General features: G+C 69.2%; 20 protein-coding genes. 8 read left to right on the top strand and 12 right to left on the bottom strand.

What is annotated here, in order from left to right; all coding sequences use genetic code 11:
• A partial coding sequence (locus AX721_RS05375; RefSeq protein ID WP_156467022.1) for a 2Fe-2S iron-sulfur cluster-binding protein occupies positions 1 to 157 on the bottom strand: 157 nt, incomplete at its 3' end.
• 92 nt (positions 158 to 249) lie between these two features.
• Positions 250 to 1497: an NAD(P)/FAD-dependent oxidoreductase gene (locus AX721_RS05370; RefSeq protein WP_068874995.1), complete on the bottom strand. Its 1248-nt coding sequence runs from the start codon at positions 1495 to 1497 to the stop codon at positions 250 to 252.
• 212 nt (positions 1498 to 1709) lie between these two features.
• Between AX721_RS05370 and AX721_RS05365 the strand changes: the two genes are divergently transcribed.
• Positions 1710 to 2984 carry a cytochrome P450 gene (locus AX721_RS05365; protein ID WP_068874994.1) on the top strand — a complete coding sequence of 425 codons (1275 nt, stop codon included), beginning with the start codon at positions 1710 to 1712 and terminating at the stop codon, positions 2982 to 2984.
• Between the two features lie 438 nt (positions 2985 to 3422).
• Here AX721_RS05365 and AX721_RS05360 read toward each other — a convergent pair whose 3' ends face one another.
• Positions 3423 to 5270 (bottom strand): FG-GAP-like repeat-containing protein, encoded by a 1848-nt coding sequence (locus AX721_RS05360; protein ID WP_068874993.1) that lies wholly within the window; start codon positions 5268 to 5270, stop codon positions 3423 to 3425.
• A 509-nt stretch (positions 5271 to 5779) separates the two neighbouring features.
• On the opposite strand from AX721_RS05360, the gene AX721_RS05355 reads away from it, so the two are divergent.
• From AX721_RS05355 to AX721_RS05340, 4 genes are all read left to right on the top strand, one after another.
• A complete protein-coding gene (locus AX721_RS05355; protein WP_068874992.1) occupies positions 5780 to 6100 on the top strand; it encodes a putative quinol monooxygenase in 321 nt (106 codons plus the stop codon).
• Between the two features lie 13 nt (positions 6101 to 6113).
• The gene (locus tag AX721_RS05350) at positions 6114 to 6893 is read left to right on the top strand and encodes an SDR family oxidoreductase (RefSeq protein ID WP_068874991.1); all 780 of its coding nucleotides are present in this window, start codon (positions 6114 to 6116) and stop codon (positions 6891 to 6893) included.
• Between the two features lie 11 nt (positions 6894 to 6904).
• On the top strand, positions 6905 to 7780 hold the full coding sequence (locus tag AX721_RS05345; protein ID WP_068874990.1) for a sigma-70 family RNA polymerase sigma factor: 876 nt from the start codon (positions 6905 to 6907) through the stop codon (positions 7778 to 7780).
• 467 nt (positions 7781 to 8247) lie between these two features.
• On the top strand, positions 8248 to 8826 hold the full coding sequence (locus tag AX721_RS05340; protein WP_068874989.1) for a TetR/AcrR family transcriptional regulator: 579 nt from the start codon (positions 8248 to 8250) through the stop codon (positions 8824 to 8826).
• A gap of 256 nt (positions 8827 to 9082) precedes the next feature.
• Here AX721_RS05340 and AX721_RS05335 read toward each other — a convergent pair whose 3' ends face one another.
• From AX721_RS05335 to sdhC, 4 genes are read right to left on the bottom strand one after another with little or no spacing between them, the layout of a single operon-like run.
• Complete coding sequence (locus tag AX721_RS05335) at positions 9083 to 9865, bottom strand: succinate dehydrogenase iron-sulfur subunit (RefSeq protein WP_068874988.1); 783 nt, start codon at positions 9863 to 9865, stop codon at positions 9083 to 9085.
• An 18-nt stretch (positions 9866 to 9883) separates the two neighbouring features.
• Positions 9884 to 11671, bottom strand: a complete 1788-nt coding sequence (gene sdhA / locus AX721_RS05330; protein ID WP_068874987.1) for a succinate dehydrogenase flavoprotein subunit — start codon at positions 11669 to 11671, stop codon at positions 9884 to 9886.
• A gap of 4 nt (positions 11672 to 11675) precedes the next feature.
• Positions 11676 to 12059, bottom strand: coding sequence for a succinate dehydrogenase, hydrophobic membrane anchor protein (gene sdhD / locus AX721_RS05325; protein WP_068874986.1), 384 nt, complete (start codon positions 12057 to 12059; stop codon positions 11676 to 11678).
• Between the two features lies 1 nt (position 12060).
• Positions 12061 to 12468 (bottom strand): succinate dehydrogenase, cytochrome b556 subunit, encoded by a 408-nt coding sequence (gene sdhC, locus AX721_RS05320; RefSeq protein WP_068874985.1) that lies wholly within the window; start codon positions 12466 to 12468, stop codon positions 12061 to 12063.
• A gap of 255 nt (positions 12469 to 12723) precedes the next feature.
• Between sdhC and AX721_RS05315 the strand changes: the two genes are divergently transcribed.
• A complete protein-coding gene (locus AX721_RS05315) occupies positions 12724 to 13605 on the top strand; it encodes a LysR substrate-binding domain-containing protein (protein WP_068874984.1) in 882 nt (293 codons plus the stop codon).
• A gap of 27 nt (positions 13606 to 13632) precedes the next feature.
• Here the strand turns inward: AX721_RS05315 and AX721_RS05310 are convergent, their stop codons facing one another.
• From AX721_RS05310 to zapE, 5 genes are all read right to left on the bottom strand, one after another.
• Complete coding sequence (locus tag AX721_RS05310) at positions 13633 to 15726, bottom strand: glycoside hydrolase family 65 protein (RefSeq protein ID WP_068874983.1); 2094 nt, start codon at positions 15724 to 15726, stop codon at positions 13633 to 13635.
• Between the two features lie 153 nt (positions 15727 to 15879).
• On the bottom strand, positions 15880 to 16455 hold the full coding sequence (locus AX721_RS05305) for an N-acetyltransferase (protein WP_068874982.1): 576 nt from the start codon (positions 16453 to 16455) through the stop codon (positions 15880 to 15882).
• Between the two features lie 681 nt (positions 16456 to 17136).
• The gene (locus AX721_RS05295; protein WP_231733219.1) at positions 17137 to 18747 is read right to left on the bottom strand and encodes a carboxylesterase/lipase family protein; all 1611 of its coding nucleotides are present in this window, start codon (positions 18745 to 18747) and stop codon (positions 17137 to 17139) included.
• A 12-nt stretch (positions 18748 to 18759) separates the two neighbouring features.
• A complete protein-coding gene (locus tag AX721_RS05290) occupies positions 18760 to 20340 on the bottom strand; it encodes a carboxylesterase/lipase family protein (protein WP_068874980.1) in 1581 nt (526 codons plus the stop codon).
• 93 nt (positions 20341 to 20433) lie between these two features.
• Positions 20434 to 21549 carry a cell division protein ZapE gene (gene zapE, locus AX721_RS05285; RefSeq protein WP_068874979.1) on the bottom strand — a complete coding sequence of 372 codons (1116 nt, stop codon included), beginning with the start codon at positions 21547 to 21549 and terminating at the stop codon, positions 20434 to 20436.
• A 90-nt stretch (positions 21550 to 21639) separates the two neighbouring features.
• On the opposite strand from zapE, the gene AX721_RS05280 reads away from it, so the two are divergent.
• Both AX721_RS05280 and AX721_RS05275 read left to right on the top strand, forming a co-directional pair.
• Positions 21640 to 21930: a hypothetical protein gene (locus AX721_RS05280; protein ID WP_068874978.1), complete on the top strand. Its 291-nt coding sequence runs from the start codon at positions 21640 to 21642 to the stop codon at positions 21928 to 21930.
• A 301-nt stretch (positions 21931 to 22231) separates the two neighbouring features.
• A partial coding sequence (locus tag AX721_RS05275; protein WP_197422474.1) for an ATP phosphoribosyltransferase regulatory subunit occupies positions 22232 to 22951 on the top strand: 720 nt, incomplete at its 3' end.

Raw genomic sequence — 22951 nt, 5'->3', positions numbered from 1 at the left:
CATAGACGTGGCAGGTGGCGCAGGCGCAGGCGCCGCCGCAGTCGGCGTCGATGCCCGGGATGTTGTTCTTTACCGCGCCTTCCATGACGGTCAGGCCCGGCTTCACGTCGATCACGTGCTCAGTGCCGTCATGTTCGATGTAGGTGATCTTGGCCATGGACGCCCCTCACTGATCGCCGGCCCGTTCCCGCTGCGGGAAGGGCTTCTTGTTGAAAATCGAGCGCATTGCGCTGTATTGGATCGACCGGGTCATGAAGGCGCGCTCTCGGCGGCGACCTCTTTCATGGAAACGGACGGGTCCGCAAGCTTCGCCTTGTTCACGGGCTTGCGGTTCAGGATGAGCATCTTGCCCATCATGAATTCGGGCGGCGAGTTGATCGCCTCCACCGACTGGACCTGGTCCCCCTTCAGGTGGAAGACGGCGAACTTGCCGCTCGCCGGGTCGCCGCGGACCAGCACCTCGTCCACGTCGAAGGCGTAGCCGGCGATCTGGAGCTTCAGGTCGAACTGGTCCGACCACTGCCACGGGCACTCCCCCGGCGGGCGCGGCCGGCCCATGATGGCGCTGGCGGCCTGCTTGGCCTGCTCCAGGGCGTTGGGCACGCTCTCCATCCGGAACATGCGGTCGTAGATCGGCATCGGCCGGTGGGCCACGTCGCCGATGGCGAAGATGCTGTCGTCGCTGACGCTGCGCGCGTCCAGGTCCACCACCACGCCCCGGGCGCAGTCCAGGCCCGCGTCCTTGGCCAGCTCGTCGTTGGGGTGCGCGCCCACGCCCACCACCACCGCGTCGCAGGCGATCACCCGCCCGTCGGCCAGCTTCACGCCGGTGACGTGGCCGTCCCGGCCCTCGAAGGCGGTGACGCTGCAGCCCAGCTCGAACTTGACGCCGTGCTTTTCGTGATAGCCGGTGAAGAACGTCGACAGCTCGGGGCAGGCCACTCGCGCCAGGATGCGCGCCTCGCGCTCCAGCACCACCACCTCGGCGCCCAGGGCCCGGCCCGAGGCGGCGACCTCCAGGCCGATGTAGCCGCCGCCCACCACCGCCAGCTTCTTGCCCGGCCCCACCTGCGCCTTCAGCGCCTCGGCGTCGGCCGCGGTGCGCAGGAAGAGGATGCCGGCCAGGTCCGCGCCCTCGATGGGCAGGGCGATGGCCCGCGCGCCGGTCGCCAGGATCAGGATGTCGTAGTCCAGGGTCGAACCGTCCGACAGCGCCACGGTCTTGGCGCCCCGGTTCAGGCTGACCGCCGTGACGCCCGGACGGAAGTCGATGTTGTTCTCGGCGTAGAACTCCAGCGGCTTCAGGGCCAGGGAGTCGGCGTCGGCCTCGCCCTTCAGCCAGGCCTTGCTGAGCGGGGGCCGCTGGTAGGGCGCGATCCGCTCCGAGCCGACCAGGGTGATCGGCCCCTCGTGGCCGTACTGGCGCAGCAACGCCGCCGCCGTGCCACCTGCGTGGCCCGCGCCGACGATCACAACGTTGGCCGAAGCGTTGCTCATGGGTCTCCGATGCACAAAAGTGACGCCTGCGTCAACTTCAATGGCGGCCGGTCGCGGTTGTTCGCCCGGCGGTCCCCTCTTTGCCGTGTGACCCTACGGAGGGCAAATCCTTACCTCTCGCGGCCCTCCACGACCGGCAGGTAAGGCTTGCCGAACAGCGTTTGGATCGGCGCCATGGGGCCCAAGGGTCGTCAGCACCCGGGAGGAAAGCCATGGACGACGGATCGCCCCAGTTCCGTGAAGCCGCCGCCGCCGAGGTGTGGGCCACGCCGATCGAGGCGCTGAACCCGGCCCAGGCCGACCTGTTCGCCAATGACGCCATGTGGCCGATCTTCGACCGCCTGCGGGCGGAATCGCCCATCCACTGGACGCCGCGCGGCGAGGAGTACGACGGCTTCTGGTCGGTCAGCCGCTACCAGGACATCATGGCTGTGGACACCAACCACGAGGCCTTCTCCTCCGCCGACGGCATCGTCCTGCAGACGCTGGAGGCCAAGGCCGAGGCCGACAAGCGGCCGCGCGGCAACAGCTTCATCGCCATGGACCCGCCGGGCCACGACGTGCAGCGCAAGACGGTCAGCCCGGCCGTGGCGCCCGCCAACCTCCAGGCCATGAGCCCGATCATCCGCGCCGAGGCGGGCAAGATCCTCGACAGCCTGCCGATCGGCGAGGAGTTCGATTGGGTCGACCTCGTCTCCAAGGAGCTGACGGCCATGACCCTGGCCACGCTCTTCGACTACCCGCAGGAAAAGCGCCGCGAGCTGACCTTCTGGTCGGACATGTTCACCAACGCCCCCGGCTTCGGCCCGGCCAAGAGCTGGCAGCACAAGCGCGAACAGGCCGACGCCTGCTTCGACGCCTTCGACGCCCTCTGGGCCGAGCGGGTGAACGCCCCGCCCAAGTTCGACCTGGTCTCCATGATGGCCCACGCCGAGGCGACCCGGAACCTCAGCGCCACCGACTACCACTCCAACGTCGTCCTGCTGATCATCGGCGGCAACGACACCACCCGGAACACCATCTCGGGCTCGATCTACGCCCTCAACAAGAACCCGGACCAGTACGACCGCCTGCGCGCCAATCCGGCCCTGATCCCCAACATGGTCTCCGAGACCATCCGCTGGCAGACGCCGCTGGCCCACATGGCCCGCACCGCCACTCGCGACGTCGAGATGGGCGGCAAGACCATCAGGGCCGGCGACCGGGTGGTCATGTGGTACGTCTCGGGCAACCGCGACGAGACCCAGATCGCCAACCCCAACCGCTACGACATCGACCGCGAGCGCCCTCGCAACCACCTGTCCTTCGGCTTCGGCATCCACCGCTGCGTCGGCAACCGCCTCGCCGAACTTCAGCTCACCATCATCTGGGAAGAGATCCTCAAACGCTTCCCCGAAGTCCGCCTGGTCCGCGAGCCCCTCCGCACCCACTCCGTCTTCGTAAAGGGCTACGAGACCCTGCCCGTGGTGATCCCCAGTCGGAACTAACGGCCACCAGAACCGCCCCCCAGCTCCGTCATCCCGGGCGAAGCGCTCGCCAGAGCGCGCAGACCCGGGACCCAGCCGCACCGCCACCGACGCCCGCCTAAGGGCGCTGCAGCCGCGACAGCGGTCCCTCCGGCGCCCCGAACCAGGGGCCGGATAGATCGCGCCAATCAGGATTTCCGGCCGCGATCACCTGCAGCGGCATGGATGCGCCAGTTGCAGTCGTTGGGATGTCTCCAGGAACCGGACATTCGCCAGCACGCGGCCTGAGTCCGCTTGCCGGATCGATGCTGAGGCCATGATCCCCTTATGAGAAACGTTCGGTGACGAGGAAAGTCTGACGTCAGTCTGGTGCAAGGCCTCGACGGTGCAGGTTCTGGCCGGAGCCCAGCTGCAGGTTCGAGGGTGGGTCAACGGCGTCGGTCGCCGTTGCGGCGCCGACTAGCTCCCGAAGATCCAGCCTGCCGCGAGAGTGCTCATCTGCACGCCCACCAGGGTCATTTGACCGCCCCCGGTCATGCTGATGACCGTGTCCGCGCCGACCTGAGCCACCGTGTACTGTGTCCCCGGATCCAATTGGACCCGATCGCCCTGCGCCAGATTGAAGTCGACCACCCGGTCGATCCCTGCGTCGCCGAAGGTGTGGAAGATGTCCGCACCCGCGCCACCCGAGACTGTGTCGTCGCCGCGGTCCCCAGAGACGTAGTCGTCACCCGCACCACCCGCGATAGTGTCATTGTCCTGACCGCCGCGGACGATGTCGTTCCCGTCCCCGCCCTCGCAAGTGTCGGCGCCGATGTTGCCGTAGACCAGGTTCTGCCCCGCGCCGCCGGCGAGGCTGTCGTTGTCCTTGCCGCCCACCACCCAGTCGTCGCCGCCGCCGGAGACGCAGGTATCGTTGCCCATGTTGCCGTTGATGTCGTCGAACCCGCGACCGCCGACGATGTAATCGTCGCCCTCGTCGCCGCGCAGATAGTTCGTCCCGCCCGCCCCGAAAATCACGTCCGCGCCGCCGCCGCCATTGATCGTGTCGTTGTCCGCGTCCCCGAGCAGCCCCTCGGCCGACGCGCCGCCGATTTGGCTCGTCCCGGCGTCCACCGAGAGGTCGATCCGCAACTGTTCGGCGCCATCGAACAGGCCGCGCCAGGTGATGAAGTCCACACGCCCGTCGCCGTTCACGTCGGCCGGGGTGATCTGGTCGAAGGCGTTGCCCGGCAGGATGTTGGGAAGCTGGATGAAGTACCCGCGCCCATCGGCCAGGTAGATCGGCGTCGACGAGCCGTTCGACAGCACCATGTCGGTCAGACCATCACCATTCACGTCCGTCAGATGGATGCGACGGCTCCAGGCGCCGCCCTGGATCGAGGCGGGGAGGCGACTGGCGGTCTCGTCGGTGAAACCATTCTGCCCGTTGTTGATCAGCAGCTGGATCTGCCGGGTCGGGTCGCCCGCGCCGAAGACCGAATAGCTCAGCACGAGGTCGGGCCGGCCGTCGCCGTTGACGTCCAGCGACTGGATGTCGACCGCATCGGCGTTCGCCGCGCCGGCCGGCATCGCCACGCTTGAGAGCGTGAAGGCGCCTTGGCCGTTGTTCAGCAGCAGTTGGGCTGGACTGTTAAGGCTGGAGCCCAGGAAGAGGTCCTTGTCGCCGTCGCCATCCACGTCGAGAAAGGCCTCGCTCCAGTGGTTCGGCTTGGCGCCTGTCGTCAGCACCGAGGGCAGCCCGACGTCGCTGCGCGTGAAAGCACCGGAGCCGTTGTTGATCAGGAAGTACGGTGTGGTGAGCGCCTGCCCACCGCCGCCGTTGCCGACAAAAATATCGAGATCGCCATCCCCGTCGACGTCAGCGGCCTCAGCCGAGTGAGTGTAGTCCGGAACCTGCGGCAGCTGCACCGTCGCGTTGGTCAGTCCCGTCGCGCCGGTCGACAGCATCAGGCTGTTCTGCGCGCCGGGGAACGGATTGGCGTCATAGCCGTGGTCGGCGAGGAAGATGTCGGCCCGCCCATCGCGATTGAAGTCGGCGACGATCGTCTCTCTGGCGTGGACAGTCGTCGGTGCGCCTGTACCAAAAATCTGGGTCGTAGCGTCGGTGAAGCCACCCGAGCCGTTGCCCGCCAGAAGGCGGATGGACGTGCCCCGGGTTTCCAGCGGGAACAGGAAATAGCTCAGCACCACATCCAGTTTGCCGTCGCCGGTGAAGTCGCCGACGCCGACCTCGTGGACATACGCCCCCTCAAAACCCGCTCGCAGCGGGAGGGTCAGGCTCTGTGACGCGAAATAGGCTGGCATCTGGTCCCCCAAGGCTCGACACGACGTGCGGGGGCGAACCTAGGAAGCGTCGGCGATGCGAGCCTCCCCAAAATGGGGGAGAGGACCAATTTGATTTTTTCGATGCTTAACAGTAGCTTACCCGTCTGGCAGCGGGATGCCCGGGGGCGCAGGCAGGCCAGCTGTGACTATCGCCTGCAGGTCCGCACCTGACCGTGCTGAGGGAAGCGACGAAGCAGGGACTGTCACCTCCAGAGTGCGACGCCGTCCGCCTCCCGCTCTCCAGCCTTCCCTCACACTAGCTGCAGAGAAGCGCGAAGGCCGCTCTGCGCCAGTTGCCGACATTGGGACCGCGCCTCAAAAAAAGACGTTCCGGCGGTCCCGGTGGAGCCGCTGCCGGTCAACGGGTGGCGCCGGGCGCATCTTCAAGGAAGGTCTCAAAAAATGTTCACCGTGCCGATCCGTTTGGATCCGGCGCGTCGTCTCCTGGACAGCGAGGTCATTTCGGCGCTCGCCAAGGAGACCTAAAAATGAGCCCCATCGCCCTTGATCCGAGCGCGACGACCCTAGTCAACGTGATGACCTGCGATCCCGCCAAGCAGGCGGCGCTGCTCGATCTGCTGCGCCAAAACACCGACGAGGTCATCGCGACGCTGGACGGCTGGCGCTCGACCAGCTTCGTGGCGGCTCACGACGGCGCGCGCGTCACGATCATCTCGCAGTGGCGGGACGCCGCCGCGGTCACCGCCATGCAGAGCGACCCACGCATGCAGGCCTATTTCCCCCGTATCGTGGCGCTCGCCAGCTTCGACTCGGTCATGGGCTCCATCGCCTATGCGCGTCAGGCCTGAGGGAGGCGAGCGCATGACTAATCTCGCCAATTGCCGGGCCATCGTGACCGGCGGCAGCGCCGGACTGGGGCTGGAGATCGTCAAGGCCTTGGCGACCCGTGGCGCCGATGTCACCGCGATCGCCCGCGATTCCGGAAGGCTCGGCGCGCCGCGCGACGCCGGCGCGCGGACTATCGCTGGCGACGCGACGGACGCGACGCTGATCCATCGCGCCGTAGCCGACATCGACCCGGACGTGCTGGTGCTCAACGCCGGTGCGCGCTTGCCTCTGAAGACGATCGACAAGGAAGATTGGACGGGCTTCTCGGCGATCTGGGACACCGATGTAAAGGCGACGCTCGCGGGCGTGCAGGCGGCGCTCAACACGCCGATGCGGCCGGGCTCGCGCGTTCTCATCATGTCGAGCGGCGCCGCGATGGTGATGAGCCATCCGGCGATCGAGCCTCGCAACCTGCGCCTGTCGGGCGGCTATGTCGGGGCCAAGCGGATGGTTTGGTACATGGCGCACCAGGCGCAAGCCGCCTCGGACGATCGTGCGCTTGGGATCCGCTTCCAGGTCCTGGTCCCCACTCAGGCGATCGCAGGGACCGAGCTTGGCCATGCTGTCGCCGCCGTCCAGGCGCGGGAAGAGGGTTTCACCGTCGACGACTATATGGTCAAGCGCTATGGCCCGCCCCTCCACCCGGCGCAGATCGGCCGGCAGGTCGCCGAGTTGCTGAACGACCCAAGTTACGAAAATGGCGTGGCTTACGGGTTCCGGGCCGACACAGATCCTTTCGTGCTCGACCTGTAGGAATCTCGCCCATGACCGATCAACCGCGCGATTTCGAAGCGATGCTGTCGGCGATCCGTCCGAAGCTGCATCGCTACTGCGCGCGTATGACCGGCTCGGTGGTCGACGGCGAGGATGTTGTCCAGGACGCCATGCTCAAGGCGTTGATGGCGCGCGAAGCGGTGGGGCCGCTCGACAACCCCGAGGGTTGGCTCTTCCGCATCGCCTACAACACCGCCGTCGATCTCCTGCGTCGCCGCCAGCGGACCGCCCCTATGGGAACGGAGGAGGACCTGGCCATGGTCGCCGCCCCGGATGAGTCCGATCCCGATATCGCCACCACCAGCCTGCGCACCTTCCTTCGGCTACCCGCACTGCAACGCAGCGCTGTGATCCTGAAGGACGTGCTCGGCCACTCCCTAGAGGAGGTATCGGCGATCACGGGCGCGACCGAAACCGCCGCGAAATCGGCCCTGCAGCGCGGTCGCGCCCGCCTGCGCGAATTGGCCCGCCAACCTGCGGACGACGATCTGCCGATGCTATCGGAGCCGATGCGCGCGCGGCTGGTGGCTTATGTTGATGGCTTCAAAGTCGGCGATTTCAACGCCGTGCGCGCAATGCTCGCCAGCGACGTGAGGCTCGACCTCGTCACCACGCCGTTCCAAAGGCGCGGCAAGGACGAGGTCGGCCAATACTACGGCGCCTACGAGGCGGCCGGGGCCAAATGGTCGTTCGCCCCCGCGACGATCGATGGCCGCGCCGCGATGCTGGTCTACGAACGCGCCGTCTCGCTCGTCACGCCGGCCTATGTCGTCGTGCTCGATTTCGAGGCGGGCCAGGTACGCGGCATCCGGGATTTCCTGTACGCGCGCTACGTCATGGAGGGCGCGACGGTCCACCTCATTTGACTCGTGCCTGAGGGCGCCGGCCTACCGGTGCTTCCTGGAGCTCCGCCACAAGCATGCGTAGTCAGGGAGCCCTGCGAAGGGAGAGCTCTCGGTCGCGTTTCGGTAACGCCGAGCCAGAGGGAGACGAAGATGTTCTACGCTGCGTTGAATGTATCGCTGCGATCGGTGGTGATCTGCATCATCGAGGCTGCCGGCAAGTCAGGATTCCGCCATCAATAACAGCGGCGAGCAGACCGCTTCTTGTCAGCGTGAGTCGCGACTTGGCCTTGGCCGCCCACGCTAGTTTGGCGCCCACTAGCGGACCCTCCGAACTTCGCCTTTACCCCCTCTGTAAAGTCCCGAAAGTCTGCTTGCGCGCGCTGACGCCTGGTGCGAGCAAGTCGGAGCATCGCCCAGCAACCCGATCCGCAAAATCCGTGGTTCGAATCCTTGGCGTCACCCGCCCCGTCGTGACCTAAGATCGGCCCATGGAAGCCGGCCGGAAGTATCATGCGGGTGATCTGCCCGGGCGCCTCGTGCGCGAGGCGCGGGAGATGCTGGAGGAGGGGGGCCTGAAGCAGCTCAGCCTGCGGGCCCTGGCGGCGCGGGCGGGCATCACGGCGGCCTCGCTCTACCATCACTACGACAGCAAGACCGCGCTCCTGGCCGAGCTCGCCGCCGGCGGGTTCATGGAGCTGCGCCGCGATCTGGAGCGCGCCGACCGCGAGGCCGGGGACGGGCGGCGCCTGCGGGGCTGGGCCACCGGCTACTTCCACTTCGCCCGCCGCGAGCCGGCGCTGTTCGGCCTGATGTTCGACCCCGAGATCGCCGAGGCGCCGCCGGTGGTCGAGGCGCGCGCCGCCGCCCTGGCCGTCCTGCACCGCATCGTGACCGAGGTCGCCGCGGCCCAGGGCCGGGTCGCCCCCCCGCTGCGCCACATCACCCTGGCCGTCTGGGCCGCCGCCCACGGCGCGGCGGACCTGGCCCCCGGTACGCCCGAAGGGGGCGACCTTATCGAGGACGTGATTGCGGGCCTGGAAGCGTTGTTCCGGCCGGCGGTGGGCTGAAATCCGGAAGCCCGCAGCTGTAGCCCCCGCCGCCTTCGGCGCCTCCCCCAAGAGGGGAGGACCTGACGCAGCCCCAAAGGTGCTCCCCCTCCGGGGGAGCTCGCGAAGCGAGAGGGGGCCGAAACCCCGGCGCCCAGGCTGCAACCCCCTCCGCCTTCGGCGCCTCCCCCAAAGGGGGGAGGATTTGGCGCTGCCTCCGGGGGAGCTCGCGAAGCGAGAGGGGGCTGAAACCCCCAACGTCGAAGCGGATGGCCCTCTAGACCACCCGGTCGACCAGCATCTTCTTCACCTCGGCGATGGCCTTGGCGGGGTTGAGGCCCTTGGGGCAGACCTGGGCGCAGTTCATGATGGTGTGGCAGCGGTAGAGCTTGAAGGGGTCCTCCAGCTCGTCCAGCCGCTCGCCGGTGGCCTCGTCGCGGGAATCGATGATCCAGCGATAGGCGTGCAGCAGGGCGGCGGGGCCCAGGTACTTCTCCTGGTTCCACCAGTAGCTGGGGCACGAGGTCGAGCAGCAGGCGCAGAGGATGCACTCGTAGAGGCCGTCCAGCTTCTCGCGGTCCTCCGGCGTCTGGCGCCATTCCTTCTGCGGCTCGGGCGTCTCGGTGTGCAGCCAGGGCTCGATCGAGGCGTACTGGGCGTAGAACAGCGTCAGGTCCGGGATCAGGTCCTTGACCACCGGCATGTGCGGCAGCGGGCTGATCGAGATCTTGTCGCCCGGGCATTCCTCGTGGCCGTGGATGCAGGCCAGGGTGTTGCGGCCGGCGATGTTCATGGCGCACGAGCCGCAGATCCCCTCGCGGCACGAGCGGCGGAAGGTCAGCGTCGGGTCGACGTTGTTCTTGATGTGGATCAGCACGTCCAGGACCATCGGCCCGCACTGGCTGAGGTCCACGTCATAGGTGTCCCAGCTGGGGTTCTGGCCGCTGTCGGGGTCGTAGCGGTAGATCTTGAACGTCTTGACGTTCGTGGCGCCCGCCGGGGCCGGGAAGTGCCGGCCGCCCTTGGGGACGGAGTTCTTCGGAAGGGTGAGCTGGACCATGTGTCTGTTCCCCTTCGCCTAGTAGACCCGCGCCTTGGGCGGGAAGGGCGCGATTTCGTTGGTCATGGTGTAGTCGTGCACCGGGCGGAAATCGATCTTCACCTTGCCGGTGGGATCGTCGAACCACGCCAGGGTGTGCTTCATCCACTTCTTGTCGTCACGGTCCGGGAAGTCCTCGTGGGCGTGGGCCCCGCGGCTTTCGGTGCGGTTGTGGGCGCCGGTCACCGTGACCACGGCCTGGCCGATCAGGTTGTCCAGCTCCAGCGTCTCCATCAGGTCGCTGTTCCAGATCATCGAGCGGTCGGTGACCTTCAGGTCGGGCCGTTTGGCGCTGACCGCGTTCATGCGCGCGACGCCCGAGGCCAGGGCGGTGGAGGTCCGGTAGACCGCCGCGTCCTCCTGCATGGCCATCTGCATCTCCAGCCGCAGGGCCGCCGTGGGCGTCGAGCCGCTGGCGTTGCGGAACCGGTCCAGGCGGGCCAGGTGCGGGTCGGTCATGGCGGGCTTCAGCTCGGGCTGGGTCGCGCCGGCCTTGATCGTGTCCGCCGCGCGCAGGGCCGCCGACCGGCCGAACACCACGAGGTCGATCAGGCTGTTGGAGCCCAGGCGGTTGGCGCCGTGCACGCTGACGCAGGCGGCCTCGCCCACGGCCATCAGGCCCGGCACCGTCTTGTCCGGGTCGCGCCCGGCCTTGGTCACGACCTCCGAATAGAAGTTCGTGGGGATGCCGCCCATGTTGTAATGTACCGTCGGCAGGACGGGGATCGGCTCCTTGGTCACGTCCACGCCGGCGAAGATCTTGGCGCTCTCCGAGATCCCCGGCAGCCGCTCCGCCAGGATCTTCGGGTCCAGGTGATCCAGGTGCAGGAAGATGTGGTCCTTCTTGGGCCCCACCCCCCGGCCCTCGCGGATTTCCATGGTCATCGCGCGGCTGACCATGTCGCGGGGCGCGAGGTCTTTGACCGTCGGCGCATACCGCTCCATGAACCGCTCGCCCTCGGAGTTGGTCAGGTAGCCGCCCTCGCCCCGGGCGCCCTCGGTGATCAGGCAGCCCGAGCCGTAGATGCCGGTCGGGTGGAACTGGACGAACTCCATATCCTGCAGCGGCAGGCCGGCCCGCAGCACCATCCCGCCGCCGTCGCCGGTGCAGGTGTGGGCCGAGGTGGCCGAGAAGTAGGCGCGGCCGTAGCCGCCGGTGGCCAGGATCACCAGCTGGGCCTGGAACCGGTGCAGCGTCCCGTCGTCCAGCTTCCAGGCCGTGACCCCCCGGCAGACACCCTCGTCCATGATCAGGTCCAGGGCGAAGTACTCGATGAAGAACTCGGTCGAGTGGGCCAGGGACTGGCCGTACATGGTGTGCAGCATGGCGTGGCCGGTGCGGTCGGCCGCCGCGCAGGTGCGCTGGATCGGGGCCTCGCCATAGTTCTTGGTCATGCCGCCGAAGGCGCGCTGGTAGATCTTGCCGTCCGCCGTCCGGCTGAACGGAACGCCCCAGTGTTCCAGCTCGTAGACCGCAGCCGGCGCGTTACGGCACAGGTATTCGATGGCGTCCTGGTCGCCCAGCCAGTCCGACCCCTTGACGGTGTCGTACATGTGCCAGCGCCAGTCATCCTCGCCCATGTTGCCGAGCGAGGCGGAGATCCCGCCCTGCGCGGCGACGGTGTGCGAGCGGGTCGGGAAGACCTTGGTGACACAAGCCGTCTTCAAACCGGCCTGGGCGCAGCCCAGCGCGGCGCGCAGGCCCGAGCCGCCGGCGCCCACCACCACCACGTCGAACTTGTGGTCGATGAATTCGTACGTCGCCATGGGTTCAGGCGCCCCCCAGCGCGACCTTGAGGATGGACATAACCGCCAGCGCGCCGGCGAGGCCGCAGACGAAGAGGTTGGCCAAGAGGCAAGCGGCCTTGTTCAGGTGGGAATAGACGTAGTCCTCGATCACCACGCGCAGGCCCGACTGCATGTGCATGAAGCTGATCCCGAGGGTCAGGACCATCAGCGTGGCGTTCACCGGGCTGCGGATCCACTCCACGGCTTCGTAGTAGTCCATGCGGGCCAGCAGGATGACGCTGTAGGCGCCCCAGACGACGAGCGGGACCAGGGCCACGGCGGCGACGCGCTCGGAGATCCAGTGGCCGACGCCGTGCTTGGCGGAGCCCAGGCCGCGGGCGGTGGAAAGCGGTGTGCGGAAGCTCATCTCAGAGCGCTCCGATCTGGAAGGCGATCGCCCAGGTGGCGAGGGTGGCGGCGATGGTGAAGCCGAACACGGCCCAGGCCGACGAGTTGGCGCTCTTGATGTCCAGGCCGTAGCCGAAGTCCCACACCAGGTGCCGGATGCCGTTGCCCAGATGGTAGAACGCCGACAGCGTCATGCCGAACATGACGAACTTGCCCAGCGGCGAGCCCAGCACGGCCTTGAAGGTCTCGTAGGCCTCGGGCCCCGCAGCCAGCGAGACCGCCCAGGCGGCGGCGATCAGCCCGCCCAGGTACAGCCCGACGCCGGTGACCCGGTGCAGGATCGAGGTGAGCATGGTGACGTGCCAGCGCCACACCTGCAGGTGCGGCGACATGGGACGGTCGGCGGGACCGCGTGGAACGGTAGTCATCGAAGCGCCGTCGCCTCCCCCAAAGCCTCAAGCCCCGCCGGTTTTAAGCGCCGGGCGGGGGGTGTCAACGAACGGTCGGAATGTGACTGTTTGACCATATGAAACCGCTCAGTTTGGTCGGCCCCGGACTTGCGAATAGTTCGCAAGTAGTGGAGAGTCAGGTCCGATTGTTCTTTCGCGAACGCCGAAGTCTCACGTCTCTCCCCTTGGGTGCAATGCGCGATCGGGTTAGTGTTCCTTCGCGAAAGGCGAAGGATGCGGTTCGATCTCACCGACTTGAGGCTGTTCTGCGATGTGTCTGATGCGGGTTCGATCACCGCGGGGGCGGAGCGCAGCGCGCTGGCCCTGGCGGCGGCCTCCACGCGGATCCGCAACATGGAGGCCGTGCTCGGCGCCTCGCTCTTCACCCGCTCGCGCCAGGGGGTGACGCCAACGGCCGCCGGCCGCGCGTTCCTGAAACACGCCCGCACCATCCTGGGCCAGGCGGCGCGGATGCGCGAGGACCTCTCGGCCTTCGCCGGCGGGCTTTCGGGCGAGGTGCGCCTCTTGGCCAACACCAACGCCCTGACCGAGTTCCTGCCCGAAGCCCTCAGCTCGTTCCTGGCCGCCCATCCGCACGTCAGCGTCGACCTGGAGGAGCGGCTGTCCGACGAGATCGTGGGCCTCATCGCCGAGGGCGTGGGCGACGTGGGCATCGTGGCGGGCACGGTCGACGTGGGCGCCCTGCAGACCTATCCGTTCCGCTCGGACCGGTTCGTGGTGGTGGCGGCCACCGGGCATCCCCTGGCCCGGCGTGGCTCGGTCGCCTTCGCCGAGGTGCTGGACTACGACGTCGTGGGCTTGGAGCGGTCGAGCTCGCTGCAGCGGTTCCTGACCGCCAAGGCCGCCCGGGAGGGCCGCCCCCTGAAGGCCCGTATCCAGCTTCGCAGCTTCGACGCCGTCTGCCGGATGGTGGAATCGGGGGTCGGCATCGGCGTCGTGCCCCAGACCACCGCCGCCCGTTCGGCCCGCACCATGTCGCTGGCGGCCATCGACCTCACCGACGACTGGGCGCTGCGCGAGCTCACCATCGTGGTCCGCGCCGCGGACGAACTGCGACCTTACGCGCGCGAGCTGGTGGAGAGCCTGCGGGCGTAGGTGCGCCGGTCGAACGGCATCAGGCGTCTAGGCTTCGCGCGGCTTGTCATCGAGGGCGGTGATCTTCGCCCGGGCGCCATGGTGGGCGGAGAGAGACATCGGCTGTCCGCCGAGCCATAGCCGCTCGACCTCAATGCTACGCCAACCCTGAGGCAGAAAGGCGTCGCGCTCCAGCCAGTCGGCAGGGGCGCCCAGGCCCGACCGCAGTCCCGCGAACCCGAACAGCAGGCCGGTTAGAAAGCCGCCGATGTTGGCGAAGAAAGGCCCCGCCCGCGGCTGCTCCGGGAAGCGGTCGGCGCGGTACTCCAGCGTCTGAAGGAAGCGGCCCTGGATGAATTGGCCGTAGCCCTCGTCCAGCAGGCGCAGGGCCTGTTTGCGATCGCCGAGACGTGCGGTCCAGGCGCCGTAGAGCGCCGACAGCATCGGGCTCCCGATGTAGCTGTCGGCCTGCTCGAGGTAGAATCCCAGGGTTGCGGCCTCGTCGTCGGCAGACAGGCGGTACCCGAAGGGGAAGATTCCCATGAGCGGGTCGGGCGTCCCGCCCTTTTCCTCGTCCTTGCGGTAGCCGTCGTGCGAGATCACGATTGGGCCCCGCCGCGGCAACGCCATCCGCTCCGCAATGTCGGCCCAGACGGGATCGGCATGGCGACCAAGGCGCTCCGCGGCGGCGATCGCTTCGCGGAGCACCACGACAGCCGCCATGTTGGTGAAGGCCGCGTTCTCCACGGGCTGCTCGCGCTCGGCGATCCCCATGGAGGCTCGGATCTCGTAGCCCTTGGCGGTGCGGGTCGCCCGCGAGGAAATCCAGTCCGCCACGCCGGACAGCACCGGCCAGGCCTTCGCGCGAAGGAACTCGTCGTCCCCCGTAAGCCAGGCATGCAGCGCAAACGCGTGCGCCACGTCGAGCGAGACGTGATCCTCGTGCCAAGCCGCGGTCCCTGGGATCGGCGCGCTCTCCTCCCCGCTCCCGGGCGCGCTCTCCCAAGGAAACTGAAGACCGCGCCTGCCGAACAGGCGCGCATTGTTGCGCGCGCCCTCCAGCGAGCGGATGCGGTAGTCGAGGAGGCTGCGGGCGGCATCGGGCTGCAGGAGGCAGAGCGGCGGGACGGCGAACGCCTCGATGTCCCACATCACATGCCCGTAGTAGTAGTGATAGTCGTGCCATGTGGCCAAACCGAAGATCGACGTCGAGGCGGGCGATGCGCCGTGCGTCGAGCAGTTCAGGTAGAAGACCGCGGCGTCGGCCAGGGCCTGCCAGCGGTCAGAGGCCCCAACGAGCCGGATACGACCCTTCCAGACCTCGCGCCAGACCTCGCGGTTGGCCGCCCGCAAACCCTCGAACCCATCGTGCGCAGCCTTGGCGGCCAAGCGCGCGGCATGCTGGTCGGGAGTCGCATGCATGACATCCGGGACAAGGCTGACGATCTGCCGGAGTCTGACCGTGCGGCCCCCGCGGGCTCGGCCGCGGAATACGGAATGGAACTGGCCATACTGAAAGGCAGACCGCTCCGCCTCGCCGAAATCGCCACCTTCGACCGTCGCGACATAGGCCAGGCCGCATGTGGAGAGCCCGCCGCCCGACTGCCAGAGCAGCGCGCCGTCGACCACCGGCCCCTCCTCGGGCGCCTCCCGGCTCTCCCGCATGAGGCGGCCGTCTGCGCCGCGGGCATCGATACTCGCGCGAAGTGCGATCTCGCCGCCTTGCGAGGGCGTCACGGCGATCTCCTGGCAGGCCAGGGTCGGATCGTGGCGGGAGCAGAAGGTCAGGACCTCGACGGCGGCTTCGCGGCCGCCCAGCGTCACCCGAAACCGGCTCCTCAACTCGCCGGAGCCGAAGTCGTAGTCCTGCTGGAGATCCGATACGGCGCCGTCGGCGTCGGACAGCCAGACTCCCCCCAGGGCAAGATCGGCGGCGAGCGGATAGGGTGCGTTGGCGGCGGCCTCGATCCGCCGGACCGGGTGCTCGCCGCTATAGCCGCTGATCAGCGCCATGCCGGCCCGTAAAGCCATGGGGCGGACGCGGAGCCCGATCAGGCCGTTGGCCACGTAGGCCGGAAGCTCGTCGCCCAGATCGCCGTAGGCCGTCGGCGGATTGATTGGTCGGGATGAGGCGTCCGACATGAGCTGGACCTTGGATGCGCGGATTGTCGACGCACCGACAACGCACGAGCCGTCGCGGGGTCACCAGCTTCGCTGAATGTGAAGCCGCGCCGTGCGAGCTCGGCGGCGCGGCGTCCTGCGCGGCTCGCAGGCGCCGTCTGGCGTGTCCGCCGGCTATGACCTGGCGGGGCGAAACATCGGGGTCAGGGGCGGAACATCCTCGACCTCGATCCGGCCGACGACCTCGAAGCCGTGGCGCTCATAGAGCGGAATGAGCGCGGGGTTGGAGGCTTCGAGATAGGCGGGGGCGCCGTCCGCGTCGATGCGCGCCAGGGCGTGACGCAGGAGGGTCGAGCCCACGCCGCGGCCCTGCAGGCGCGGGTCCACCCCCAGGGTCCAGAGGTACCAGTGGGGCGTGCTCGGATGATATTGCGCCATGGCCTGACGCAGCGCCTGGGCGACCCGTTCGTCATCCTCCGTGCCCGGCATGTCGAGCGCGGCCATGCGCGCGGGATCGGCCTCCACGCCGGGCGCCAGCCAGATCGCCGCCCCCTCGAACCCCGGCGTCACGAAGACCGTCCCTTGCGCGAAGCCGGGCTCGCCCTGCGCCAGCACGACCTTCGGCCACCAGTGAGCGTAGTCGCTCGCCTGCGGCCACCAGTAGCGCGTGACCGGATCGGTGGCGAAGGCCAGCGTCAGCGTGGCGAGGACGGCCGCTTCGTCGGCCGGGTCAGCGGTGCGAACGTCCATCTTCGAAACTCCGGTGGTAGCTGGCGCGTACGGCGGCCAGCCGGCCGCCGCCGCGGGGGTCAGCCGTCATACCGGAAGTCTGTCCGCGGGACGATCAGGTGCGGGAGGGGCTCATTGCTGACTTTTACCTCCCCTGCGAGGCGGGGGAGGGGGACCACGGGCCGAGGTCGGCGCGGCCGGCCGTAGAGCGCGTGGTGGAGGGGGCGAGCCCGCGCACTGCGCCATCAATCGCCGACCGATCCGCCGAGCTTTCGGCTCGCCCCCTCCACCAGCCGCTCTTCCCCCGGCTCGAGGCCGGGGTCGGCGGCCGGTCCCCCTCCCCCGCTTCGCAGGGGAGGTGAAGGGCCTTTCAGACGCCACGCGGCGGCTCGCAAGGTCCGCTATGTGCGGGTCGCCGAGGGACCGGTTTGAGGCGCGTTGCAGGTGACGGGAGCCGACCGTTAGCGGACGTTGCGCGCTATCTCCTCTCCTCCCGCGGAGCGAGAGGGGAGAGGGTAGGGAGAGGGGCGACGGAAGCTAGGCCGTGACGTAGATTGCGTCATCTGTCGTTGCGCGGCTTCAGGGTTGCGTCTGCTGGGTCCCGGGTCTCCGCGCTCTGGCGAGCGCTACGCCCGGGATGACGACCGGGAAGAGGGGCGCCGGCGCCCAACCCGCCCCTGACGTTCGAAGGTGCTTCACCGCTCAGGCGGCGCCGGCCGAGGCCCAGAGCTTGCGGAAGGCGCCGCGGTAGTCGGTCTCCACGTGGGTGGCGGGGTTGTCGAAGACCATGGTGGTGCGGCGGGTCGCGTCGTAGGGCGCCCAGGCGGGGAGCTTGGCGGTGTTGGGATCGCCCGTGGCGGCGAGGGCGACGATGGCCGAGGACAGTTCTTCGGACAGGCGGGCGCTGTTGGGGTTGGGGCCCTGGAGAGCGCCGCGGATCTCGCGGGAGCTGGGGCCCACGTCGACGCCGTGGGTCGCGCCGTAGCGGCCGTCCCAGGCGGGGCTGGGCGCCTTCCACAGGTAGACATAGGCGGGCGCGCGGCCGAGGGCGGCCTTTCGCTCGGCCATGGCGAAGCTCGCGCCGCGGCCCATGTCGCTGATGATCCGCGACTGGATGAGGTAGGGCGCCGCCGCAGGGTCTTCGTCGCGGTACATCTGCAGGACCTCGGCCGTGCGGGCGCCGAGGCGGGGGGTGAACGACTTGGCCACGCCTTCCCAGGTCTCGTCGAAGTTCCGCTGGCGATAGGTGCGCTCGTCCAGGGTCGTGGAGACGATCATGGGGACGTCGGCGCTGATGGCCGGGGCGTCCGGGTCGAAGGGGTGGCGCGGCATGGCCACGCCGTCGAGCACAGGCGTGAACGAATTCGGCGCCTCGCCCCGGAGCCGCTGGCCGGCTTCCAGATCGGCCTGAACGGAGAGCAGGTCATAGGCCGGGATCGCCTGCAGCTTGCGGATGTCGCCGCCGCCGAGGTTCACGGCCTTGAGGAAGGTGTCCGCGGTCGCCTTGGCCCGCTCGCGCGGGGCGACGCGGAGCATGGCGCCGCTCATCTGGACGGCGCGTTGGAACAGGCCCTGGGCTGAGGGCATGGCCATCAGGGCCGACACCTTCGCCCCGCCGCCGGACTGGCCGATGATCAGCACGCGGCCGGGGTCGCCGCCGAAGGCCTCGATATTGCGCCTCACCCAGGCCAGGGCCGCCGACAGGTCGAGCAGGCCGGCCATGCCCGACTGGGCGAAATCCGCGGGCGCGCCGCTGTCGGCCAGGTGCAGGAAGCCGAAGGCGGAGAGGCGGTGGTTCACGCTGACCACGACGCAGTCGCCGTGCCGGGCCTGCATCTCGCCGTCCATGCCGGGCGAGTTGCTGGAGCCGCCGTAGAAGCCGCCGCCGTGGAAGCGGACGATCACCGGCTTCTTCGCCGTGCGCGAAATCTCGGGCGTCCAGACGTTGAGGTTCAGGCAGTCCTCGCCCATGCCGCCCGGCTGGATGTCGAGCTGGATCAGGTTGGCGTAGTCGCTGCGGCGGTCGCCGGGCATCTGGGGACAGACATTGCCGTAGTCCAGCGCATCGCGGACGCCGGCCCAGGGCTTGACCGGCTGGGGCGGCCGGAAGCGGTTCGCGCCCGAGGTGTCGGCGCCGTAGGGCACGCCCTTGAAGACCTTGACCCCGCCGGAGACCAGGCCGCGCAGGCGGCCCTCGGCGGTCTCGACGACGGGGAAGATGTCGGTAGTGGCGGCGCGGGCCACGCCGGCCATGACGAAGGAGGCGCCGGCTGCGCCCAGGATCGCCCGCCGGCTCGCGCTGAAATCGGTCATCTGACGGGGCTCCTAGCTGCCGCCGCGCACGGCGGGGAACTGCGCCATGAACAGGCGCTCTTCACGGAAGGGGTCGTTGACGAGCTTCGGCGGCGCGTCGAACAGCATCACGGGGCGCTTCGCCACGTCGTAGGTCGGCCATTTGGGGATGCCGGCGTGGTTCGGGTCGCCGGTTTTGGCAAAGGCCAGCCAGGCGTTTGCCATGGCCTCGGTCATAGCCTTCGTCTCGTCGCTGGGCGGGCCGGTCAGGTGCGGGGCGCGGGCGACGTTGTCGAACATGAACGGCAGGTCGATGGTGTGCTCGCTGAAGCGCCGTCCGCCCTGGACCGGCGAGCGCCAGGTGACCTGATAGACCCAAGTCGGGTTGTTGCGGCCGTTCTGAGCGTGCCGCTTCTCGGCCATGGTCGTGGCGTTGGTGACGTAGGCGCGCCAGGAGGCGGCCTTGAAGAAGATCTCGGCGTTGGAGCCGGAGGGGGTGGAGGCCTTGAAGACCCGCACCGCCTCGTCCACGGCCTCGGGCGGGACGATGCTGGCCAGCTTCTGCTTCAGGCCGGCCTCGTCCATGGAGAACAGGGCCTCGTCGCGGCCGAGCTGGTTGGAGAGTTCGGTCTGGGTCGTGCCCAGCATCAGCGGGACCTTGGCCGTCTGTTTCGGCGCGTTGGGCAGCCAGGGATCGGCCTTGAAGGAGATCCCGTCGATCACCGGCTCGAAGCGATAACCGGCGGCGGCGATCACTTGGCGCTGGGCGGCGCCGAGCTGGTCGATGGGGACCTGCTGGAGCTTGCGCGCGTCGGCGGGGGCGAGGTCCAGCTTCTTCAGGAGGGCGTTGGTCAGGGCCGCCGCCTGGTCCTTGGTGTGGACGCGCAGGTGCGAGCCGGACTGGACGACGCCCTTGTGGAACAGGCCGGCGGCCTCGGTCCCGGCGAAGCAGACGCTGACCTTCCGGCCGCCGCCCGACTGGCCGTAGATCATGACGTTGCCGGGATCGCCGCCGAAGGCCGCGATGTTCGCGCGGACCCACTTCATGGCCAGCACCAGGTCCAGGTAGCCGACGTTGCCGGACTGGGCGAAGTCGGCTCCGAGGGGCCCCGAGAGGTCGCAGAAGCCGAAGACGTTGAGACGATGGTTGACGGTGACGACCACCACGTCGCCGCGCCGGGCCATGTTGGCGCCGTCGTAGAGCCCGCTGGAGCCGGTGCCGGCCTCGAAGCCGCCGCCGTGGAACCAGAGGAGCACGGGCCGCCGGCCCGCCGCATGCGGCGTCCAGACGTTGATGCGCAGGCAGTCCTCGCTGATGGGGCCGGGGACGGTCAGGATGGTGCGCGGCTGGGGGGCCTGGTCGCCGAACTCGAAGGCCTCGCGGACGCCCGCGAAGGTCTCGGCCGGGCGGGGCGGCATGAAGCGGCCGGCGCCGCCGGTGTCCGCGCCGTAGCGCATGCCGCGGAAGACCTGGACCCCGTTCTCGATTCGGCCTCGGTAGCGGCCCTCGGTGGTCTCCACGACCGGGCCGTCGGCGGCCCGGGCGCCGCCGGACGCCAGGAGGCCGACGCCTAGGCCCATCAGGCCCCGGCGCGAAAGGTTCAAGCTCTGCATTTGCGGCCCCGCCCTCAGCGCGGCCTCCCCAGCCGCGGCGAGACCATACCGTGGTTTCGAAGAACTACAATTGCAGGCCTGTAGCAGTTGGGCCTAGCGATCCTCGAGCCAGCCGGCCGAGCGCATCTCCTGGAGGCGGGAAGCGGTGCGCTCGAATTCGAAGGCGCCGTCGCCTTCGGGGTAGAGCTTCGTGGGCTCGGCCTCGGCCAGGACGATCAGATGGGTACGGGCCTCGTAGAGGGCGTCCACCAGGATCACCAGGCGGCGGGCCTCCTCCCGCCGGTTGGCGGTCAGGCGGGGCAGGCCGTCGAGGAAGACGGTGTGGAAGCGCTCGGCCAGGGCGATGTAGTCGTTGGGGCCGAGGGCGACCGAGCAGAGGCTTCCGAAGCCGGCGCGCAGGAGGCCGCCGGACGCGTGCGGGAAGTGGACCTTGCGGCCCAGCACCTCCAGCGTCTCGCCGCTCTCCTCCTCGGGGCCCAGCATCTCGCGCCAGAGGGCGTCGAACTGGCGCTCGTTGTCCGGGTCGATGGGGGAGAACCAGACGCCCGTCGCGCGCAGGCGGTCCAGCCGGTAGTCGTGGGGACCGGCGATGGTCACCACCTCCACCTTGCTCTTCAGGAGGTCGATGAAGGGCAGGAAGAGCTGGCGGTTGATGCCGTTCCTGTAGAGGTCGTCGGGCAGGCGGTTGGAGGTGGCCACCAGGGTCACGCCGCGGGCGAACAGGGCCTCGAACAGGCGGCCCAGGATCATGGCGTCGGCGATGTCGGTGACCTGGAACTCGTCGAAGCAGAGCAGGCGGGCCTCAGCGGCCACCACGTCGGCCACGGGGACGATGGGATCATCGCCCTTGTGCTGGCCGAAGCGGGTCTTGCGCGCGGCGGCGTCGCCCTTGCGCCAGGCGTCGATCAGGCGGTGCACCTCGCCCATGAAGACGTGGAAGTGGGTGCGGCGCTTGGAGGTCTCGGTCGAGGTCTCGAAGAAGAGGTCCATGAGCATGGACTTGCCGCGCCCCACCGGGCCGATCAGGTAGACGCCGCGCTGGCCCTCGGGCTTGTGGAACAGCTTGCGCAGGCCGCCCGCCGGCCGGGCGGCGGCCAGGTCGGCCTCGAGGCGGACCAGGGGCGCGAGCGCCGCGGCCTGGGCGGGGTCGGGCCGGATGGCGCCCGCCCGGACCCGGGCGTCGTAGGCGGCTTGCAGGGCTGAGGCCATCCGCCCCGCCTAGCCGCGGGAACGCCGGAGCGCAAGGAACGGGCCGGCTGCCCCGGGGTTGATCCCCCTGGAGTGAAAGAGGAGTACCCCATGGCTGATCGCAACGACGGCGCCGGCGTCCCCACGGGCGCCATGCCGGATCGCAACGCCGCCGGTCTCGGCGACGTGCCCGGCGACCTGGGCGCCGGCACCCCGGCGAACGTCGACATCCACAAGCTGGGCCAGCCCGACAATCCCGAGCAGGAGTGGGGCGAGGCGGCGGGCGAGGCCGCCACCTTCTCCGCCAACCACACCCGGCGCGGCGAGCCCACCGAGGCCATGCGCGGCCAGGGCGCCAAGACCCGCGCCGCCAACAAGGACATCGTCAGCCGGCGCAACTAGGCGGGCGCGGCGGGGCCCCTGGCCTCGCCGCAGGCGCCTTCGTGACTCGGTCACGAACATCCGCTAGAAGCGCGGCCGTCATGACGCGGACCGCGCACCATCACGGCCATCACCATCCGACCCTCGCGGGATCGGCTGGCGGGCTCGTGGCTTAGGCGATCCCCCCTTCCGAGCCCCGCACCAGCGGACGGGGCTCGAACCTTCAGCTTCGTCCGTCGACCTCCTTCTCAGAGAGACGACGATGAGCCCTTCCCGAGACGATTCCTTGAGTGAGGCCGCCGCAGCCGGTAAGCGCGCGGCCATGACCAGCGATCCCAACAGACCCGAAGCCCGCGCCCCCCGCGGGTTCATCGACCGCCGCGCGCGGGACGTCGTCGCCGAACGCGCCATCCTGGCGGCCGTGAGCGGGGTCTATGAGCGCTGGGGCTTCGAGCCGCTGGAGACCGGGGCGTTCGAATACGCCGACGCCCTGGGCAAGTTCCTGCCCGACGCCGACCGGCCGAACGAGGGCGTCTTCGCCCTGCAGGACGACGACGAGCAGTGGATGGCCCTGCGCTACGACCTGACCGCGCCGCTGGCCCGGTTCGCGGCGCAGAACTGGGAGACCCTGCCCAAGCCGTTCCGCCGCTATGCCTTCGGGCCGGTGTGGCGCAACGAGAAGCCGGGCCCGGGGCGGTTCCGCGAATTCGTGCAGTGCGACGCCGACACGGTGGGCTCGGCCCGGCCCGAGGCGGACGCCGAGATCATCGCCATGGCGGTGGAGGGACTGGAAGCCGCCGGCCTGCCGGCCGGATCGGCGCTGATCAAGATCAACAACCGCAAGCTCCTGAACGGCCTGATGACCGCCGCCGGCGTGGCCGACGAGGGCCAGAAGCTGGCCGTGCTGCGGGCGGTGGACAAGCTGGACCGGCTGGGGCCGGACGGCGTGCGCCTCTTGCTGGGCGAGGGGCGCAAGGACGAGAGCGGCGACTTCACCAAGGGGGCGGGGCTGAACGCGGCCGCGGCCGAGCGGGTGCTGGCC

The sequence above is a fragment of the Phenylobacterium sp. CCH9-H3 genome, from assembly GCF_001557235.1.
GTDB lineage: Bacteria > Pseudomonadota > Alphaproteobacteria > Caulobacterales > Caulobacteraceae > Phenylobacterium.
This window is presented reverse-complemented; position numbering and strand designations above follow the sequence as displayed.

Bases quoted from the DNA above. Each gene is read 5' to 3' on its own strand.
- AX721_RS05370 (WP_068874995.1), bottom strand. From the start codon at position 1,497: ATGAGCAACGCTTCGGCCAACGTTGTGATCGTCGGCGCGGGCCACGCA.
- AX721_RS05365 (WP_068874994.1), top strand. From the start codon at position 1,710: ATGGACGACGGATCGCCCCAGTTCCGTGAAGCCGCCGCCGCCGAGGTG.
- AX721_RS05360 (WP_068874993.1), bottom strand. From the start codon at position 5,270: ATGCCAGCCTATTTCGCGTCACAGAGCCTGACCCTCCCGCTGCGAGCG.
- AX721_RS05355 (WP_068874992.1), top strand. From the start codon at position 5,780: ATGAGCCCCATCGCCCTTGATCCGAGCGCGACGACCCTAGTCAACGTG.
- AX721_RS05350 (WP_068874991.1), top strand. From the start codon at position 6,114: ATGACTAATCTCGCCAATTGCCGGGCCATCGTGACCGGCGGCAGCGCC.
- AX721_RS05345 (WP_068874990.1), top strand. From the start codon at position 6,905: ATGACCGATCAACCGCGCGATTTCGAAGCGATGCTGTCGGCGATCCGT.
- AX721_RS05340 (WP_068874989.1), top strand. From the start codon at position 8,248: ATGGAAGCCGGCCGGAAGTATCATGCGGGTGATCTGCCCGGGCGCCTC.
- AX721_RS05335 (WP_068874988.1), bottom strand. From the start codon at position 9,865: ATGGTCCAGCTCACCCTTCCGAAGAACTCCGTCCCCAAGGGCGGCCGG.
- sdhA (WP_068874987.1), bottom strand. From the start codon at position 11,671: ATGGCGACGTACGAATTCATCGACCACAAGTTCGACGTGGTGGTGGTG.
- sdhD (WP_068874986.1), bottom strand. From the start codon at position 12,059: ATGAGCTTCCGCACACCGCTTTCCACCGCCCGCGGCCTGGGCTCCGCC.
- sdhC (WP_068874985.1), bottom strand. From the start codon at position 12,468: ATGACTACCGTTCCACGCGGTCCCGCCGACCGTCCCATGTCGCCGCAC.
- AX721_RS05315 (WP_068874984.1), top strand. From the start codon at position 12,724: ATGCGGTTCGATCTCACCGACTTGAGGCTGTTCTGCGATGTGTCTGAT.
- AX721_RS05310 (WP_068874983.1), bottom strand. From the start codon at position 15,726: ATGTCGGACGCCTCATCCCGACCAATCAATCCGCCGACGGCCTACGGC.
- AX721_RS05305 (WP_068874982.1), bottom strand. From the start codon at position 16,455: ATGGACGTTCGCACCGCTGACCCGGCCGACGAAGCGGCCGTCCTCGCC.
- AX721_RS05295 (WP_231733219.1), bottom strand. From the start codon at position 18,747: ATGACCGATTTCAGCGCGAGCCGGCGGGCGATCCTGGGCGCAGCCGGC.
- AX721_RS05290 (WP_068874980.1), bottom strand. From the start codon at position 20,340: ATGCAGAGCTTGAACCTTTCGCGCCGGGGCCTGATGGGCCTAGGCGTC.
- zapE (WP_068874979.1), bottom strand. From the start codon at position 21,549: ATGGCCTCAGCCCTGCAAGCCGCCTACGACGCCCGGGTCCGGGCGGGC.
- AX721_RS05280 (WP_068874978.1), top strand. From the start codon at position 21,640: ATGGCTGATCGCAACGACGGCGCCGGCGTCCCCACGGGCGCCATGCCG.